17 protein-coding genes and 2 pseudogenes are annotated in these 16,563 nt (G+C 31.3%); 7 read left to right on the forward strand and 12 right to left on the reverse strand.

The annotated features are described in order from the left end of the window. Positions 1–5: 5 nt before the first annotated feature. A complete protein-coding gene (locus tag AC0IXC_RS27720; protein ID WP_471653640.1) occupies positions 6–566 on the reverse strand; it encodes a helix-turn-helix domain-containing protein in 561 nt (186 codons plus the stop codon). A 391-nt stretch (positions 567–957) separates the two neighbouring features. Between AC0IXC_RS27720 and AC0IXC_RS27725 the strand changes: the two are divergent. Continuing rightward, positions 958–1,194, forward strand: a pseudogene (locus AC0IXC_RS27725) (NUDIX hydrolase); the annotation flags it as partial. Positions 1,195–1,370: 176 nt separating this feature from the next. After that, positions 1,371–1,502 carry a hypothetical protein gene (locus AC0IXC_RS27730; RefSeq protein ID WP_471653641.1) on the forward strand — a complete coding sequence of 44 codons (132 nt, stop codon included), beginning with the start codon at positions 1,371–1,373 and terminating at the stop codon, positions 1,500–1,502. A 526-nt stretch (positions 1,503–2,028) separates the two neighbouring features. Here AC0IXC_RS27730 and AC0IXC_RS27735 read toward each other — a convergent pair. The 5 genes from AC0IXC_RS27735 to AC0IXC_RS27755 all read right to left on the reverse strand — a co-directional run bounded on the left by AC0IXC_RS27735 (position 2,029) and on the right by AC0IXC_RS27755 (position 8,930). After that, positions 2,029–3,630: an S-layer homology domain-containing protein gene (locus tag AC0IXC_RS27735; RefSeq protein WP_471653642.1), complete on the reverse strand. Its 1,602-nt coding sequence runs from the start codon at positions 3,628–3,630 to the stop codon at positions 2,029–2,031. A 752-nt stretch (positions 3,631–4,382) separates the two neighbouring features. Continuing rightward, on the reverse strand, positions 4,383–4,661 hold the full coding sequence (locus AC0IXC_RS27740; RefSeq protein WP_033728824.1) for a hypothetical protein: 279 nt from the start codon (positions 4,659–4,661) through the stop codon (positions 4,383–4,385). Between the two features lie 25 nt (positions 4,662–4,686). Next, a complete protein-coding gene (locus AC0IXC_RS27745; protein ID WP_085451335.1) occupies positions 4,687–5,370 on the reverse strand; it encodes an autotransporter in 684 nt (227 codons plus the stop codon). Between the two features lie 43 nt (positions 5,371–5,413). Continuing rightward, entirely contained in the window at positions 5,414–6,718 is a 1,305-nt protein-coding gene (locus AC0IXC_RS27750) for a hemolysin D (protein ID WP_471653643.1), read from the reverse strand. Next, positions 6,711–8,930: a peptidase domain-containing ABC transporter gene (locus AC0IXC_RS27755; protein ID WP_471653644.1), complete on the reverse strand. Its 2,220-nt coding sequence runs from the start codon at positions 8,928–8,930 to the stop codon at positions 6,711–6,713. The genes AC0IXC_RS27750 and AC0IXC_RS27755 overlap by 8 nt, the downstream gene beginning before the upstream one ends. 235 nt (positions 8,931–9,165) lie before the next feature. Here AC0IXC_RS27755 and AC0IXC_RS27760 point away from each other — a divergent pair, with 235 nt between their 5' ends. Further along, positions 9,166–9,360, forward strand: coding sequence for a hypothetical protein (locus AC0IXC_RS27760; protein ID WP_033728830.1), 195 nt, complete (start codon positions 9,166–9,168; stop codon positions 9,358–9,360). 146 nt (positions 9,361–9,506) lie between these two features. On the opposite strand, the gene AC0IXC_RS27765 is transcribed toward AC0IXC_RS27760, so the two are convergent. Beyond that, positions 9,507–9,731, reverse strand: coding sequence for a Blp family class II bacteriocin (locus AC0IXC_RS27765; RefSeq protein WP_033728831.1), 225 nt, complete (start codon positions 9,729–9,731; stop codon positions 9,507–9,509). Between the two features lie 121 nt (positions 9,732–9,852). Continuing rightward, positions 9,853–10,017, reverse strand: coding sequence for a Blp family class II bacteriocin (locus AC0IXC_RS27770; RefSeq protein WP_471653645.1), 165 nt, complete (start codon positions 10,015–10,017; stop codon positions 9,853–9,855). A 195-nt stretch (positions 10,018–10,212) separates the two neighbouring features. Here AC0IXC_RS27770 and AC0IXC_RS27775 point away from each other — a divergent pair, with 195 nt between their 5' ends. Beyond that, complete coding sequence (locus AC0IXC_RS27775; protein WP_471653650.1) at positions 10,213–10,380, forward strand: helix-turn-helix transcriptional regulator; 168 nt, start codon at positions 10,213–10,215, stop codon at positions 10,378–10,380. A 70-nt stretch (positions 10,381–10,450) separates the two neighbouring features. Here AC0IXC_RS27775 and AC0IXC_RS27780 read toward each other — a convergent pair whose 3' ends face one another. Then, complete coding sequence (locus AC0IXC_RS27780; protein ID WP_471653646.1) at positions 10,451–10,642, reverse strand: Blp family class II bacteriocin; 192 nt, start codon at positions 10,640–10,642, stop codon at positions 10,451–10,453. A gap of 396 nt (positions 10,643–11,038) precedes the next feature. Then, entirely contained in the window at positions 11,039–12,085 is a 1,047-nt protein-coding gene (locus AC0IXC_RS27785) for an MBL fold metallo-hydrolase (RefSeq protein WP_471653647.1), read from the reverse strand. A 1,653-nt stretch (positions 12,086–13,738) separates the two neighbouring features. On the opposite strand from AC0IXC_RS27785, the gene AC0IXC_RS27790 reads away from it, so the two are divergent. From AC0IXC_RS27790 to AC0IXC_RS27800, 3 genes are all read left to right on the forward strand, one after another. After that, a complete protein-coding gene (locus AC0IXC_RS27790) occupies positions 13,739–14,560 on the forward strand; it encodes a ParA family protein (protein ID WP_088059830.1) in 822 nt (273 codons plus the stop codon). A 1-nt stretch (position 14,561) separates the two neighbouring features. Further along, complete coding sequence (locus AC0IXC_RS27795) at positions 14,562–14,936, forward strand: hypothetical protein (protein ID WP_088037712.1); 375 nt, start codon at positions 14,562–14,564, stop codon at positions 14,934–14,936. Between the two features lie 119 nt (positions 14,937–15,055). Beyond that, positions 15,056–15,313 (forward strand): hypothetical protein, encoded by a 258-nt coding sequence (locus AC0IXC_RS27800; protein WP_144513704.1) that lies wholly within the window; start codon positions 15,056–15,058, stop codon positions 15,311–15,313. A 95-nt stretch (positions 15,314–15,408) separates the two neighbouring features. Here AC0IXC_RS27800 and AC0IXC_RS27805 read toward each other — a convergent pair whose 3' ends face one another. Together AC0IXC_RS27805 and AC0IXC_RS27810 are read right to left on the reverse strand one after the other, a co-directional pair. After that, positions 15,409–15,933: a tubby C-terminal domain-like protein gene (locus AC0IXC_RS27805; RefSeq protein WP_471653648.1), complete on the reverse strand. Its 525-nt coding sequence runs from the start codon at positions 15,931–15,933 to the stop codon at positions 15,409–15,411. 525 nt (positions 15,934–16,458) lie between these two features. After that, positions 16,459–16,563, reverse strand: a pseudogene (locus tag AC0IXC_RS27810) (NUDIX hydrolase); the annotation flags it as partial.

A 16,563-nucleotide genomic window follows, 5' to 3' on the forward strand; every position in this document is an offset into this window, starting at 1 on the left:
CTAAGTTATCTTCCAAATACACTCAATCCTAAATAAATCAAACTATAACTAATTAAAGCACTTGCGATCATCAAACCTATTTTTAATAATTTGTCTTTTATATTCGGCTTTACTTCACTTATAGGTTTTCCCTCTATAAAATCAACTATTTGACGATAAGTTTTTAAATTATGCTCTTTTTTTATGTTTTCAACTTGCTGTGATGAAAACATAAGCAAAATCGTAAATACCAAAGGTATTATAAGGCCATAATAACCAAAAAAGTGAAATACAGGTGCAATAGAAATAGGAATTATAATCATTGATGCTAACATGATATAACTCCACTTAAAGAAAGTTGATTTTTGAAGTTCTTCTTTCATGATCTTTACATCTCCTTTAACTAAATCATCCAGGGAGACATTAAAGAGAATACTCATCATTAGTAAATTATGAATATCTGGATAGTTTCTTTCATTTTCCCAGTTAGAAATAGATTGTCTGGAAACATGAATTTTTTCTGCTAACTTCTCTTGGGACATATTATCCCGTTTACGAAAATATTGTATCTGTCTACCAATGTTCATCTATACATCTCCCTTAAGTTTGAGATTAAGTTAAAGGCTAATTAAAAACTACCAAATTTCTTTATAATAGCATGATTCTAAAGTGTAAAAATGTTTTATCATGCTATTCACCCCTGTTTTTGGGTGTGAGTGCTGGCTCGTCGTGTGGGGGCGACCCCCCACATATTAAACGTATCAACATATTGAATAAGAATAATTTTCGAGCGATTGATATAAGCGGTTCGGCTCGTATACTTGTTAATCCAAGTCGATAACCATTATCTTGCGTTTTGTTGGCGGCTTAGCGAAAAAAGCATATCGAGCCGAAAAAAGTTGTGCAAGGGCACAATAAAAAAAGAAAAAGCATTACCTTTTAGGTGAGGATAAACGAACCGACTTTTTTTATTGTGAGGGTGGAGAAGATGGTGAGACTCCTATTGAATCAGCAAAACGGGAAGCGTTTGAAGAGGCTGGTATTATAAGAGAATGTCCATATATAAAACTAGATTCTGTGTTTTCACTACCAATAGAGGATGTAGTTGGTGGATTTCTTTGAGGAGAAGATGTTTATGTAATAAAAGAATTTTCTTTTGGAGTTAAAGTTCCTACAAAAAATATTAAATTATCTAAAGAACACTTCAATTATAAGATGTGGTGAATCTTTACACCCTTATTACAGTAAGCGCTTATATATATATAATAATAATGCATTTCGATATGAAATATTGCATATTTATACATTTAGACCTCTATTAGTCATCTCTTAATGGTATCATAGCGAGGTGAGAGTCTTCAAGGGTTCTCCTTAATAGGAGGAAACGATATATGGAAAGAGTGCAAGCGATTGACAATAATCTGAAACTCAAGAGCTGGGGTAAACAGTTACTAGCTGTAGGCGGAATGTTAGGGTTCTGCTACTTGGTGTTATATGTTTTCAGTTTCTTAGTTGTTATATAAATACTATACAACTAAACTAGTGGAGCCTTTCCTACAGAGGTAAGGCTCTTTTGTTGTACCTGAGGTAAATATACTATACACAATACCTCTCAAGATTTTCGGATTACCCTGTATGGTGCCTTGTTCCTCAGATGGTACAAATATAGGTTGATGGGCATGTGGCGGTCCCCCATCGCTATCAAGCTAAAATTTTATAGTACCCCCAGAACGAAATTTTGTGCTAACTTGTAACAAAAAAGCCCATTTTTTCGTTTTGAGGTATTTCAAAATATGAGTTGGATAGGCATGTACGGTGATCCCTACTTAATTATTAGAAAAACATTAGTGTTTAAATTGTATACACGGTGATTTTTCGATGCACCCATCATAATGAATCTCTCCTTTTCCTCTTTTTATCAGTATTGGTAGGTAAAGAGGGGGACAGACACAAAAACAGATTGTGAAGAAGACTTTCTCCACAACCTGAGATTAAGTTATATATCCAAATATGACCTGTTCTTTTAACTATTTAGTCTTTTATAATCTTTTATAATCTGTTATAGTCGATATAACTAGAGTCATAATAAATCCACTGACCTGTTCCAATTCTTAGCCAACCATTCTTTTCTTCATATACTGTAACTTTTTCGCCTTTACTTGTCTTTCTAACAATAGAATAGTTTGTACCTGATCCGCTTCGAACATTTACCCCAATACCATTAATTTGAGCCGTTCCAATTACCTTTTCAACACTACCATTTTCAATTACTTGTAGCATATTTAGAATGAATGTTGCTGTTTCACCACGAGTTGTTGTTCCTTTAGGGTCGTATTGATTGTCACCCTTACCTCTTACAATACCTAGGCCATACAATCTTTGTACGTCTTCTTTATAGCTAATTTGGTCTTTGTCTGAGAATGGTAGGTTTACAACTGGTCCCCATATACCTTTATACTGTAAAGCCTTGTTTACAATAATTGCTGATTCTTCTCTTGTAATAGGTGTGTTTGGGTCAAAATAACCATCACCTCTACCTAGAATAATACCTGCACTTGCAGCACGTTTAATACCATCTCGTAAAGTTGAGTTTGCATCGTTTAGGTCTTTAAATGAAGCATCTCCAGCTGGCAGGTTTAGAGATTTAGAGATTAATTGAGCAAATTCGGCTCTTGTTATCGCTCTATTAGGTGCGAAAACTCCGTTTCCTTCCCCTATCATAATACCCCTTCTATTTAACTCTCGTATAGCTTCTTCATACCAACCTCCAGTAATGTCATCTTTTGGTTGATAAAGATTATTATAATACCCACCAACACCATTTACGAATGCATCCCATTGTCCATTATTAATCATATTAGCAGGACATATTTTACCACTCCATCTTTGGTGTTTTACAATGTTATTTAACGGTACACCAGTTTCTTTCATTAAATAAGCTACAAGTTTCTTAGCATTATCTACCGCTTTACTATAATTACCGTCACTGTTAACTGCGATTTCAATTGCAATAGATTCTCTATTACCTGGACCATCACCGTCTCCTGCGTGCCATCCGTTCTCGTTTAATGGTAGATGTTGATAAATCTCTTTATCGTCTACTGTAAAATGCCACGATGCAGCTCGGTCTGTGTTGCCTACTGCTTGGTTATATAGGTATTGGGCGTGGTTTCTAGCACCTGCTCCTACACTTGTATTATCAGTCTCATGAATTGTAATGTACTTTGGACTCATATAGTTTTGAGGACGAATATTATCGTTACCTGCTGGAACAATCCATTCAGTGAATGAAACACCATTTATTGTACTAGAGGTGCTAGGTGATATGGGAGACAGACTACGTTTTGTTCTGTTTGAATTGTTAGGAACAGTTAGTGTACCTGTTTCTTCATGAATACCTTTTGAACGTTGAAGACTATCTACTTTCTTATTGTCGACAGTACCTCCACCACGTCCGTCTACCTCTTCAAAACTAGCTTCAATACTTTTTAAAGCCTGTTCATCTGATGTTGTTTTACTTTGTTCCTGAACGTTTGTAGGTTGCTTATTGTTTACTAATTGTTGTTCCTCTGCAAACGATACCAATGGTGAAGATAATACCGTTAATCCTGCCGTGAATGCTACTACTTTTTTATTAAATCTAATGTTCATTTCTAATTTGGTATACCTCACTATTTTAATAGATATACCTTCCTCCTTGTACTTCTTTTAGTGTGAATGTTAGTTTAAATAACGATAGCCTGAACCTTCAAAATAACAGATTGATTTTACATTTCATATGTCATACCGACATCTATAAGTCCTACATGAAATGTTAGTACTTTAGAAGTATAACACAGCACGGTTGCAATACTTCCAAGACTCTTGCAAGTAATCTCCTAATCTTGGATATACTAATAGTATGACTCTAAAAAAGGGCATGATCACATCGCTATCAAGTTAAAAAAATCTGTTGTTCTCCAAAACGATAAAAATAAACTTCGGTGCTATAAAAACACAAAATTTCCATTTAGGAGGTACTTTAAAATCTTAGCTTGATGGGCATGTGGCGGTCCCCCTATATAGGGCTTGTTCTTTTTTCTCAATGACCAACATTACTTAACATGGTAAAATAATATTTGGATGGGAGTCCAATACATATTATTAAAATTAAAGTGGTTCAAGTCGGAGGAAGGCACCTTTGGGTGTCTTTTTTTATAGAAAAAAGAGCACATAGGGGTCACCTTACATGCTTATCAAGCTAATAATTTGAAGTATTCCCAAAACGAAGATTTTATCTCTTTATAGTTGTCCGTGGGAATTTAGTTCATTTTTTTCGTTTTGGGGGACAATGCATTTCTTAACTTGATGGCGATGTGGCGAGACCCCTATAAATACATATAAAAAATAAGTATTATCAAAAACTATAGTTTTTGATAATACTTACAATAAAATTCATTAAGTCTTAAAATAGCAACAATAACATCATTTGGATCATTTTTATCAAGCATTTGTGTAATAAATAAATAATATTGTTTAGTATTCAATTTCTTTTGTTTTATAGTTATCATTAAACCTTTAATCTCATCTAGCATTAAATTATATCTTCTATTATCATCCAAATCACTAATACTACATATCTTTTGCTTTATAATACTTTCACAATCTAAAATAAGATTAATAAATTCTTGATCATTTTTCATTAGTTTCTCACACCAAGTCTATAATCTATTTTAACCAGCTAGTACTAACTTTATTGATCCAATATTGTATTGCTCCACCTTCCCTATATTCTTTAATAGTACTTGTACCATTAAGATATTGAATTTGTGATGCAGTAACGCCCCGAAGCGTCTTAACTCCTTTAGGAACTTGTATAATATATTCCATACTAAGTGGATTTCCCCATGCTTCTAATACTGCTAATTCATTTCTTGTCTCATCAATACTTCTCTTCTTATCTCCCCACCAATATCCAAGACCATATTTAGATTCTACTTCCCCAACTTTACTTCTTCTATATAACATAATAGGTTCATCAATTTCTATAATTTCTATTCTTAAATCCTTAAAAGCTAAAACATCAGATTTTGTACCTTTAAAATCAAAATTAAAAAATCCGGATTCTCTAATAATTTCTCTTTTTAAAGTTGCTCTATCCATTATATTTAAACCAATATTATCTACTGTATCTAACAGTTCATTTAAATCTTTATTATCCCATTCTACCAAGTTATTTCTTTTTATATTAGAAATAATCTCTTCAACATTGTCTTCATTATTAAAAATACTAAAAACCTTACTATCTTGATTTAAAACTGAATTATTTACTTCAGCATAAGTATTATTACTAAAAGGATTAAATATCCCTAATAAGACAAAAAACAATAAAACAAATCTATATCTCTTCATAACAGACTAATATCTCCTCTACATCTTATAATTTCTAACCATTTTATGACATAAACTTTCTAGATATAAACTTCCATATAGATTCTTCTCCTGTTACCACAGAAGCTGTACCCAACATTCCTGTATGTAATTCATTTAATTCCTTTGTATTAATTGTTGCTTCTAATTCATACATATAACTTTTAGATTCTTTATTAAATATAGGATTTGCAGATACATATAGTATCTCTCCTGTTTGTTTATCCGTTTTCTGTAACTTAAACGAGTATTGTACTTTATCTCCCTTTTTAACTCCCTTTATTTCTTGAGCTGATAAAAAAACCCTAACCTTTTTTTCATCTTCTTTTGGAATAATTGAAGCTATTTCTTGACCAGAATCAATTAAATCACCTGGCTGTATAATAGCAGGAAACTGTACAATTCCATCCTTATTTGCTTTTATAGTTGTTGTTTCACTTTGACTACGTAATCCATCTAATTCTTGTTTCTTCACAAATATCTCTTGCTCTAAAGGTTGAATCCTTTGATTAACTGAAGTAATAGTATTTTCTTTATATTGCTTTAAAGAATCTTGCTTTTGTTCTTGTTTTCCTTTTTCAGTTATATCAACCTTTTTTCTATTACTTTCTAAAGACTCTATTCGTTGTTGTATTCGTTTTTCAACACCATTCTTTTGAGATTCCAAAGAATCTACTTTATCATCTAACAATTGTTTTTGTTCTTCTAAAATATTCTCTTTTGTTATTTGTTTTTTTATAGAAATTATTTCTCTTTCAATATTTTCTTTTTCAGCAATTAATCCTTGTAAAATCTCATCTTGTTCATCTGATATCTTACTTTCGGCTATAGTCTTTATCTCATTCTTTTTTTCATTATCCAAAGATTGATAGCCTTGCTCATATGCTTTATATTCTTCTATAATTTTCTTATCCACATCATCTGAAAAAGATATTTTATGAGACTGAATACTCTTTTTTAATTGTTCTAACATCTCTTTTTGTAATTCTAAACGCTTAACTATTTGATCCGATTGATTTTGTTTACCTATCAATTCCTGATTTTTTAATTGAATCAAAGTATCTCCTTTTTTTACTTCATCTCCTGATCTAACAAAAACAGTATCTATAGTACCTGTAACCTGAACACGAGATATACTTATATCTGACTTTCTCTGTATCGTTGCTGTTCCTTTACTAACAATATCTATCTTTCCAACAAATGCCCAAATTATAAAAACTATAAAGCTTAAAAATAAAAAACATATTAATACAGCAATAAAACGAGGGGGTTTTCGTTCCAATAACTCTACACTATCTGTTAATTGATCAAAAGAATAAATCTTACTCATATTGACCACCCCTCATTTTATAAAATTGTGACTCTATATGCTCTACGTGAACCGTTTGATTCTTCCAAAGTCGATAATATTCTCCTTGATAAAATAATAGTTCTTCATGAGAACCTCGCTCTATGATATTTCCTTTTTCCATTACAAAAATTTGAATTGCATGTTGAATTGTACTTAATCGATGGGCAATCATAATAACAGTTACTCCTTGCGAACCTAATTCTTTTAACATATCCGTAATATTTTTTTCAGTTGTAGAATCTAAATTACTTGTTGCTTCATCTAAAATCAAAATATCCGGTTTTTTCAATAACGCTCTCGCAATTGCTAAACGTTGTCTTTGTCCACCCGATAAATTCGAAGCATTTTCTTCTAAATGAGTTTCATAACGTAACGGTAATTCACCAACGAACTCATGGACACAAACCTGTTTACATACTTCTATAACCTCTTCTAATGTAACTGATCGCTCTAATCCAAAACATAAATTCTCATAAATAGACGCACTAAAGAAAAATGATTCCTGAGAAACATATGCAATCTGATTTCGTAATGCAGTACGGTTTATTTCTTTAATATGATAATCATCATAATATATGTCACCTTCTTGAGCCTCGTAATAATGCATTAATAATTTTGAAATTGTCGTTTTTCCAGAACCACTTTCTCCTACAAAAGCTACTTGACTTCCAGGTTCAATAGAAAAACTTATATTATTTAAAACATTTTTACGTGTTCCATAGCGGAATATAACGTTAGAACATTCAATTTTTCCAGATAACTGTTTAGGAGAAACTTTATTGTATTCTTTTTCACTTTTTTCAACATCTAAATCAAAAATTTCATTTAATCGTTCTCCAGCAACTAATGCAGATTGCATAGTAGGTTGAATTCCAATTAAATTTTCAATTGGATTTAAAAAATAAGCTAAAAGTGCATTATATGTAATTAATTCACCAATTGTCATATTACCTTTTAGCACTTGCATAGCACCAACCCAAAGAATAACCGTACCTCCAATTAACTCAAGTCCCATCTTAATAGATCCCTGTAAATTAGATAACATTCCTCTTTTAAATACATTCTTTAATAAATTAACAAATCGACTTTCAGTTTGAAAAAACACTTCTTTTTCAGCATTATAAGACTTTACTGTTGAAATCCCATTTAAAGACTCAACTAAATAAGAAGTTAATTTCGCATTACTTTCCATCTCTTCTCGATTAATAGATTGATAAGGTTTATGAAAAGCAAAAATAATACTTATATAAAAAGGTATTAATAATAAAGTAACACCAAATAAAATTGGACTATGTATATATAACAGAATCGCTCCCACTGTAACCATTACTGTATCAATCATTAATGTAACTGTTACTGTTGATAAAGCGTCTCTTATTTTACTAGCATCCATAAATCTAGAAATTATTTCTCCTACTTTTCTTGTTTCAAAAAAGTTCATTGGTAAACCTATAACATGACGATAATATCCAAGTATTAATTGAATATCTATCCTCCTACTCAAATATAAAATTAAATGTGTACGAAAATAAGAAAGAAGAACTTTAAAAACATACAACATAATAATCCCAATCGATACAATATGAAGTGTTTGCAATAACTGATTAGTCACAATATCATCAATCAAAAACTTAAAATAAAACGCTCCTAATAAACCAAATAAATTAAAAAAGATAGAAGTGAAAAATAAAGGTACAAGCAAACTCTTTTGTTCCTTCAATAAAAATAAAAAACGAGAAAGTGTATTCTGAGATTCATTTCCCTTTTGAAAGTTTTTACTAGGACTCATTAATACCAAAATACCAGTCCATATTTGACAAAATTCATCTAACATATACGTCATTAAACCTTTTTCTGGATCTGCAATATAAATTTTATTTTTTTTTATTTTATGAATCACTACATAATGTAATAAACCTCCATTTACTACTATATGAGCAATAGCAGGCAATTGAATTTCTTCTAAAGCATTTTTATTCGTTGCCTTTACACCTTTTACTTCAAAACCCAATCTCTCTCCAGCTTTTATTAATCCCTGTATATTTGTACCTTGTAAATCTGTACCCGCTATTTCTCTAATTTTTGAAATAGGCATAGTTAATCCATAGTAACGTGAAATCATTGCAAGACAAGCTGGCCCACAATCTTTTAAATCGTTTTGTTTTATACATGTGAATTTTCTAGATATCATATATTACCTCTTATATATTTTTATTTTAATAAAAATTTTATATTAATATATTTAAATGTAGTTTTCTGTTTTATGAGTTATAAAAGCATTTATATTGCTAAATAAATGTTAATCAGATAAGTACGCTTGAATATATTAATTTTTTCTATATAATTATAGGTATCCATTAAAAAAAGTTAATACATTTTATTTTCCAGTTATTACCCCTTAGAAATAATTTTAAGGAGGAATAAAGATGAACACATACACAAATAAACAAAAAACAGTATCACTCATAATAGCTACACTTATCTTTTCCGTTTTTGTATTAACCGGCATATACAATTTTACAAAAACAAATCTTTTTTATGTAAATTTAGGAGGTTTAGTCCTCAGCAGTTTCATGTTACTTATAGCAGCTACAACACTAATGAAACAAATTAAAAACTAAATGTATAACAAAAAAAGATAAAATAGGTTTAAGGCCTATTTTATCTTTTTTTACTATATATTTTGTCTTAATTTTTATAAAAACACCAAAGATTTAATTATCTATACAGTATTAAATAAAAAATTAAAAGATTAATTTATATAGTATTAGCAAGCAGAAGCAGCGCCTGTTAAACCGCCACCAATTCCACCTGCTGCAGCTCCAATACCAGTACCAATAACAGGAACAGCTGAACCTGTTGCAGCGCCTGCTAATCCACCACCAATGGCTCCACCTGCAGTTCCAGCAACACATTTACCCCAGCTGTTCCACCAGCCACCAGCTTCAATTTCCATTAATTCTTTCTCAGTTAACATTTGTAAGTTTTCCATGTTATTACCTCCTTTGTTAATACATACTAATAATAACACTTAAATCACATATAAAAATATGCAATTATTCATACGATACAAAAAAATATATAATTTTACATCTATTTTAAAGTTATAAAAATTAAGATTTAACTGCACCTACAATAGTACCAATAGCTCCTCCAACTACCGCTCCAGCAGGTCCGCCTATTGTACCAACTGCCGCTCCAGCTGCAGCATATTGCCACCAAGATCCGCCTTCAATTTCCATTAGTTCTTCTTCATTTAAAAGTTCCATTTTTTTCATTTTAATTACTCCTTTATATAAATATAGAATTTTTCAACAAAACAATAAACATTGATTTCAACTAAACGTTCACTAAAAATCAAATAATCAATATAAATAGAATCTTAAACATTAGACATATTATATATTTTAAATTAAAATGTCTAATATAAACGACATTAAATAAGGGGATATCAATTTGAACAATATTAAAAAATAAAAGGTTTCTCTCAATTAGAATTAGCTAATACGATTAATGTTGCTAGACAAACAATAAATTTAATTGAAAATAATAAATATAATCCATCTCTGTCTTTATGCATTAAGATAGCAAAAGTATTAGATACAGATTTAAATACTTTGTTTTGGAAAAATATTATATAATAAACATAAAAAAAGGATAAGATTTTATAAGAACCTTACCTTTTTTATATTTATTATTTTATAATATAAATTATTTTACGCTACAAGTCATACCTGCTATCATATTACCAGCTGAAATACCTGCCGCAATACCACCAGGACCTAATCCAGCACCAGCTAAACCACCTAGAACTGTTCCAGCTCCCACACAAGCAGCATTCTTCCAATCTCCACCATCAACTTCCATTAGTTCTTCTTCTGTTAACGTTTGTAAGTTTTCCATGTTATTACCTCCTTTGTTAATACAAATCAATAATAACACTTAAATATTATATAAAAATATGTAATTATACATATATTAATAAAAATAAATATTATTTATAGATCTCTTTTTTATTCTCCAATGTAAACTTTTAAATATTAGTTTACATTCAAATCATCTTAAACATTGACTTCAAACCAAATCCCCTGATATCCTCAAAATCAAAAACAAAAGTATACATTCAAAACATAATTAAAAATTAAATTACCACTTATCACCTTTCAGAAAGCAAACAAACTATAGATTGGGATCATATTTCTCAATGAATAAAATAACTTAACATGGTAAAATAATATTTGGATGGGAGTCCAATACATATTATTAAAATTAAGATGGTTCAAGTCGGAGGAAGGCACCTTAGGGTGTATTTTCTTTATTAATGGACGCCCCTCCCTTTTTAAAATAAATACTTTGAAAACCTTGAAGTATTTGAAAATCAATTTTATCTGCTTTTGTCCTTTGAATTATAAAATCCAATCCATTTTTAACATTATCTGCATATTTAGGCATTACTTCAAGAGTATCTGTCAATGGTTTGGTGAAATCATCCCAATGTATTGGAATAACAAGTTTAGGTTGCACCCTTCTTACCGTTTGTTCGTAATACGTATTTAGGAAAGTACTTTCCTGCTTTCCTAATCCCCCTATTCCTAAAAATAAAACATCAGCTTTAATATCATCTAATGCCCCTTCTATATAGTTAGCACTTGGCTTAACAAGGAAAGCTTTATTATTATGTGTAATTAAGAAATCATAGGAAGAGTCCTCATGATAATCTAGGGCTTTAGCTGGTTGTTTTAATGGCTTCGTTATTTTTTCTCCTTCGTCAAAGGTTGGTGAATGTTTTGACGGAAGGACAGTGACAGTAAAGTCACCAAACTCCATAGCCTTATTTATCTCGTATACAGACATCTGTTTCTTATTTATACCACCACCAAGACCTACATTCATTGTTGATTCTGAACCATATACATATGTTCCAGTTCGTTTAGCAATATAAGCTAAATCAAATGCATGATCATAATGTGTATGTGCGATAAACACTCCCTTAAGTTTATTATTATCAACTCCTATTCTATTAAAAACTTTATCTACAGTATCTTCATCTGTTTTTAAATTGCTAAACACTATCCTTGGTAAAGATGGCCTAGAAATAAAACCATCAATCAATAATTGTGTATTACCATCATCAAATAATAAGGATGATGTTCCTAAAAATGTGACTTTTACCTCTCCTTGATTCAATACTTTTTGTATTGTCTTTGGAGCATAATATTCCTTGTATTGCTGAATATCTGCAGAAGGTATTAAAAATTTATAATAAACAAAAATGGAAGAAATTATCACCAATACTAATAACCCTATAAAAATACCCTTAACTTTTTTTCTTAATATATATTTCAAAAACCAATCTCCTTTGCTAGACATAATATATTATTAATACATACTTTACAGCGATACTACCAGATCACCAAACATAGTCATTCCACAAATTAACATAGGTTAATTGTAAATTTCACGTACCTTATAGAGTCTGTAAAACCAAATCCTGCAATAAAGCATATTCTAACCATCCGTCCCCTTTTCCTCTAACCAAGTACGATTAAATTCTCTTATGTATTCCTCTATCTTAGCGAGTAGATCCCCCAAGACTTAAACAATCTCATATTTTTCATCTTTTCTTCGTAATTAAGCTTGACTGAAGGTCTTGAGGGTTTGTATCATGCAGAAGCGAAGTTAGGAAAACGGCTGGTTGGCGGATTTATCCCCTATGCTGACAGACTACAAAAAAAGTAATCGATCAGAATAGAATGGATAAGCGTCCTCGGTTCATGCCATGCCTTGCTTAGTCAGTGTTCCGTATGTATAGACCCTGTTCACTCAGCGATCTTCACCGCATACATCCTTTTTCTATGGCTTGTCCTTGTAATATCGTCCCTACACGACAAACTGAATGTACTCCCTAGCACCGTAATGCTAACGATAACCTCCCGAACCTTTTAGAGAATCGTCCCTGGGCAAGTTCTCGCCCACCCTAACCAGATGAACAGGAATCCAATTAGGGGTGCTGTTTTTGTAGGCGTATACTCTGTACCCCCTGCACGACCAACAGCTAGCCACGCCGTAACACGTTCCCTCTATATAGAAGCACGGAAGCACGGCTTATCAGTTTTTATTTACGTGGTATCAGGCAATTCCACGCGAACAAAAAACAAAAAGGACATCTCCAATTCCTAAATGACCTGTACAATCACAAGACTTCTAGGTTTAGAGATGCCCGTTATATATCTTTTGACTACAAAAAATACAATTCTAGCATTTACTAGTTGAATTTTAGTCAAATCATAGATAAAATGGGTATATCAAAGAAGCCTCGTGAAAAGGCATAATTGTTTAAGGTTAGTGATGGTACACTACTTAAACCGAAATCCCGTCTGGTAAAACAGGTTATGTCTAGCTAAGTGGTGGTACACTTGCTAGAACTGAGTCATTCCCGCTAAAGGTTGGTAGCCGATAGCATATGGGAGTGGCTTTTTTATTTTCTGTTCATATTCAATTGTTCTATCGATCTTCATTTATGTAATGTATCAAAATATGTTTTGTTTTGTAGAATGTTGCTTGTTGTGTACTACGTTACAACAAGCTTTATCCTTTGTAAACAGCGAATTCACGCACTTTCCGAATAATTTCCCTATTTCCCTATTTCCCTATTTCCACTTATAGATATAGGGATATTTCCCTTTTTCCCTATATCTATATTTCCCTATTTCCGCTATTTTTTCCTCTACTAACTTCTCTACGAAATTACATATTTATTTCTTAACTCTCTCTACTTCATACATCAAGAGAATCTTTTGATACCAACGTTTTGGTTATTAATTACTAACTCTATGATTCTATTGCATAACCCAAATATCATTGTTATAATTTCTTTAAAGATATAGAAATATCCCTATTTCTATAGTTGGAAATATCCCTAATTCCCTATTTCTATTTTTCCCTATTTCTATAAAGGGATATAGGGAAATTTTAAATAATATAACTGGAGTGTTAAAAATGGCTATTACAATTACGGTAGGTAATTACAAAGGTGGAGTCGGTAAAACCACAAATGCTGTATTGAACTCTTATGAATTTGCTAAAAAAGGCAAGCGTACATTACTTGTTGACCTTGATCCACAAAGTAACGCAACAAAGTCTTTAATGTTAACAAAATCAATCCTTAATCCTGATGAGATTGTTACTGTTGAAAAAACATTAATGAAAGGAATACAAGAGGGGAACCTGGACGGCCTAGAAGTGGAAATTATGGAGAATTTACATTTACTTCCTTCTTACGTTGATTTTCAGGACTTCGCAAAATTCCTTTATAAAAATTGTTCTTCGGAAGCTGAAGAAGATCATTACTTTAAAGGATTGCTGGAAAAAATAAAACATAAATATGACTACATATTTATCGACGTTCCTCCAATGTCACTAGAAGTTACGAAGAACGCAGTTGTAGCCTCTGATTATGTTCTTATTGCTCTACAAACACAAGAACGTTCTCTTACTGGTGCAGAGAATTACATTAATGAACTTATCAAGTTAAAGGAACTATATGATCTTGATATTGAAGTAGTTGGTGTTCTTCCTGTCCTACTAAAAAACAACGGTAAGGTTGACGAATATATCATGGAAAATGCTCGTGAAATTTTCGGGGAAGAAAACCTATTTAAAAACATCGTCCCTCAAATGGAACGTATTAAAAGATTTGATGTGAATGGTATTACTGAAAAAGATAGACATGATATGAATGTAATTGAATTATACGAAACGATTAGTGATGAATTGTTATCTCGTATTGATATGTTTGAAAAAATGAAGGTTGGTGTGTAATATGGCGAAAACTCCTGGTTTATTAGGTAGAAAGAAAAGTAACTTTGAACCTACTGAACCTTATGTACCAGAACAAGGACAAGCTACAGTTGATACTAATGAGGTAGCAGCTATTCCTTCTCAACCTAAGTCAGAAGAAAAGCAAGTGAGTCGCAAAGAAAAAAGAAGCGAAAAAACGGAACCCAAAAAGAAATTTAAGAATCAGCAAGGAAGCATTAAAATTTCTAATCAATCAAAAGAAGAACTTGAAGTATTAATGAAACTTACAAACACAAAATTCAATTATGAAATCATCGACCTACTTATAGATCGTTATGTAGAAAACGAGCTGACACCTGACCAGAAAAGGAAATTCAAGCTCTTAACTGAGATTTAAAAAATATAGAAATATCCCTATTTAGAAATAGGGATATTTCTATATTTCCACTTTTTCTATATATAACACAAAAATAGTTTTAACAGTTTGAGATAAAATACTAAATAGGAGTGGTCAATTTGGATAAAAAATACTTAGTGACTGTGACACCTGTTCAAGATAATCCTGCAACAAAGAAAAAGAATTCCTTGTCAGCAGCAGACAGAAAAAATATAAAAGTATCGCCTGAAACACTTAGTAAAATAAAGGCCATTTGTACAATAAAAGATATGAAAAATTATGAGCTTATTGATGAAATATTAGATTACTATATCGCTAATAAATTGAGTGAACATGAGCAGAATACTCTAAATGAGATAATCTCTAATAAAAAATAAGCCCTACTTTTTTTAGGGCTTTTCGTTTTGAGTAATTACATTTTCATCAGTACCACAACTAGCTTATTTACATAATTATCGTTATTGGAAGTTAATTATTCACCGATATAAAACAGACTTTGTGCAATACTCGTAAAAAATTCTGGTTCTTGTATAGGGGAAGCTTTTTCTATCTCTAAGTATGTTTTAAACAATTCTGATGTCTTCATTCTCCACCTTGCTATTTCTTTACCTTGATAATAAAATTTTGCCCAATCCATTGGCACTTTCTTTACTATGAGTTCACAAGATTCAGATTTAATAAGAAGCTCAGGGGATATAACTTGCCATGAAATATAACTTACTTCATATTCTTCACTCGTCAGATAGTTAATAACTTTATACGTAGGTTTTCCCAACCATTTGGTATTCTTTATACACTGATAAACTATATCTCTATCGTTGGAATAGACATTAATTTGAACGTTCCAATCAATATTCCATACATAGGTTGCCATTCTTGATAACATATTTTTGTACTTTCTTTTAAATGTGAACACTTTATTTCCAGCTTCATCTATAACATCAACTGATTTAGTAGAGTCTTTTACCTTAGGCGGTAAGTATGTATATCTCTTCATTCCAATACTTCTCCTTTATTTCTAACGAAAACAATACGGTTTTAATTGTTCTTTTACTCATTTTCGTAGTCGGAATTTATAAGAAAAGTCCTTTCTTTTTCCTTTTATTGTATCATTTTGGATAATTAATTTGTTGTGAAAAAATGGATGTATACTATTTTCATTTGTGGTTAACATAACGTCTCATTATCGGTAGCAAGGAAAAGGGGGGAACCCTACTCTCACAAGGAAACCTTCTTTTTTTGTTCTATGGATCTATGCATTTTTTTATACATTCCTATCCTGGCGCGGTTTTAGGGTTCTTGTTTGTTACTCGATTACCCGAAAAATTGTATAAAATCTTGCATGCTCTTAGCGTGGGGTTTTTTCCGAAATGCTGGCGGTAACCCTTCTTGTTCTTACCAGAACCGCCATCACTAGATCATTAACATAATTATCTTTAGGGGAAGTTAAAAGTTTTTATTTTTTTGTTCAATTAAAGCGCCCGTTGGTTAAATATTATGAATAATTAATTTGAAAGTCTTTTTATCTAAATACACCTTTTCTTTTGGAGAGCCAATCTTCTAAGGCATCTTCGTGTAGTTTTGTGAATAATTTCGGTATTTGGTCTATTGGGAAGTATTTTAAATC

The sequence above is a fragment of the Bacillus sp. AC266 genome, from assembly GCF_979253805.1.

What these genes read in the sequence shown, in the direction of transcription:
- AC0IXC_RS27755 (WP_471653644.1), bottom strand. Translation starts at nt 8,930, where the DNA reads ATGATATCTAGAAAATTCACATGTATAAAACAAAACGATTTAAAAGAT.
- AC0IXC_RS27795 (WP_088037712.1), top strand. Translation starts at nt 14,562, where the DNA reads ATGGCGAAAACTCCTGGTTTATTAGGTAGAAAGAAAAGTAACTTTGAA.
- AC0IXC_RS27720 (WP_471653640.1), bottom strand. Translation starts at nt 566, where the DNA reads ATGAACATTGGTAGACAGATACAATATTTTCGTAAACGGGATAATATG.
- AC0IXC_RS27790 (WP_088059830.1), top strand. Translation starts at nt 13,739, where the DNA reads ATGGCTATTACAATTACGGTAGGTAATTACAAAGGTGGAGTCGGTAAA.
- AC0IXC_RS27730 (WP_471653641.1), top strand. Translation starts at nt 1,371, where the DNA reads ATGGAAAGAGTGCAAGCGATTGACAATAATCTGAAACTCAAGAGCTGG.
- AC0IXC_RS27740 (WP_033728824.1), bottom strand. Translation starts at nt 4,661, where the DNA reads ATGAAAAATGATCAAGAATTTATTAATCTTATTTTAGATTGTGAAAGT.
- AC0IXC_RS27735 (WP_471653642.1), bottom strand. Translation starts at nt 3,630, where the DNA reads ATGAACATTAGATTTAATAAAAAAGTAGTAGCATTCACGGCAGGATTA.
- AC0IXC_RS27750 (WP_471653643.1), bottom strand. Translation starts at nt 6,718, where the DNA reads ATGAGTAAGATTTATTCTTTTGATCAATTAACAGATAGTGTAGAGTTA.
- AC0IXC_RS27765 (WP_033728831.1), bottom strand. Translation starts at nt 9,731, where the DNA reads ATGGAAAACTTACAAATGTTAACTGAGAAAGAATTAATGGAAATTGAA.
- AC0IXC_RS27745 (WP_085451335.1), bottom strand. Translation starts at nt 5,370, where the DNA reads ATGAAGAGATATAGATTTGTTTTATTGTTTTTTGTCTTATTAGGGATA.
- AC0IXC_RS27780 (WP_471653646.1), bottom strand. Translation starts at nt 10,642, where the DNA reads ATGGAAAACTTACAAACGTTAACAGAAGAAGAACTAATGGAAGTTGAT.
- AC0IXC_RS27805 (WP_471653648.1), bottom strand. Translation starts at nt 15,933, where the DNA reads ATGAAGAGATATACATACTTACCGCCTAAGGTAAAAGACTCTACTAAA.
- AC0IXC_RS27760 (WP_033728830.1), top strand. Translation starts at nt 9,166, where the DNA reads ATGAACACATACACAAATAAACAAAAAACAGTATCACTCATAATAGCT.
- AC0IXC_RS27770 (WP_471653645.1), bottom strand. Translation starts at nt 10,017, where the DNA reads ATGAAAAAAATGGAACTTTTAAATGAAGAAGAACTAATGGAAATTGAA.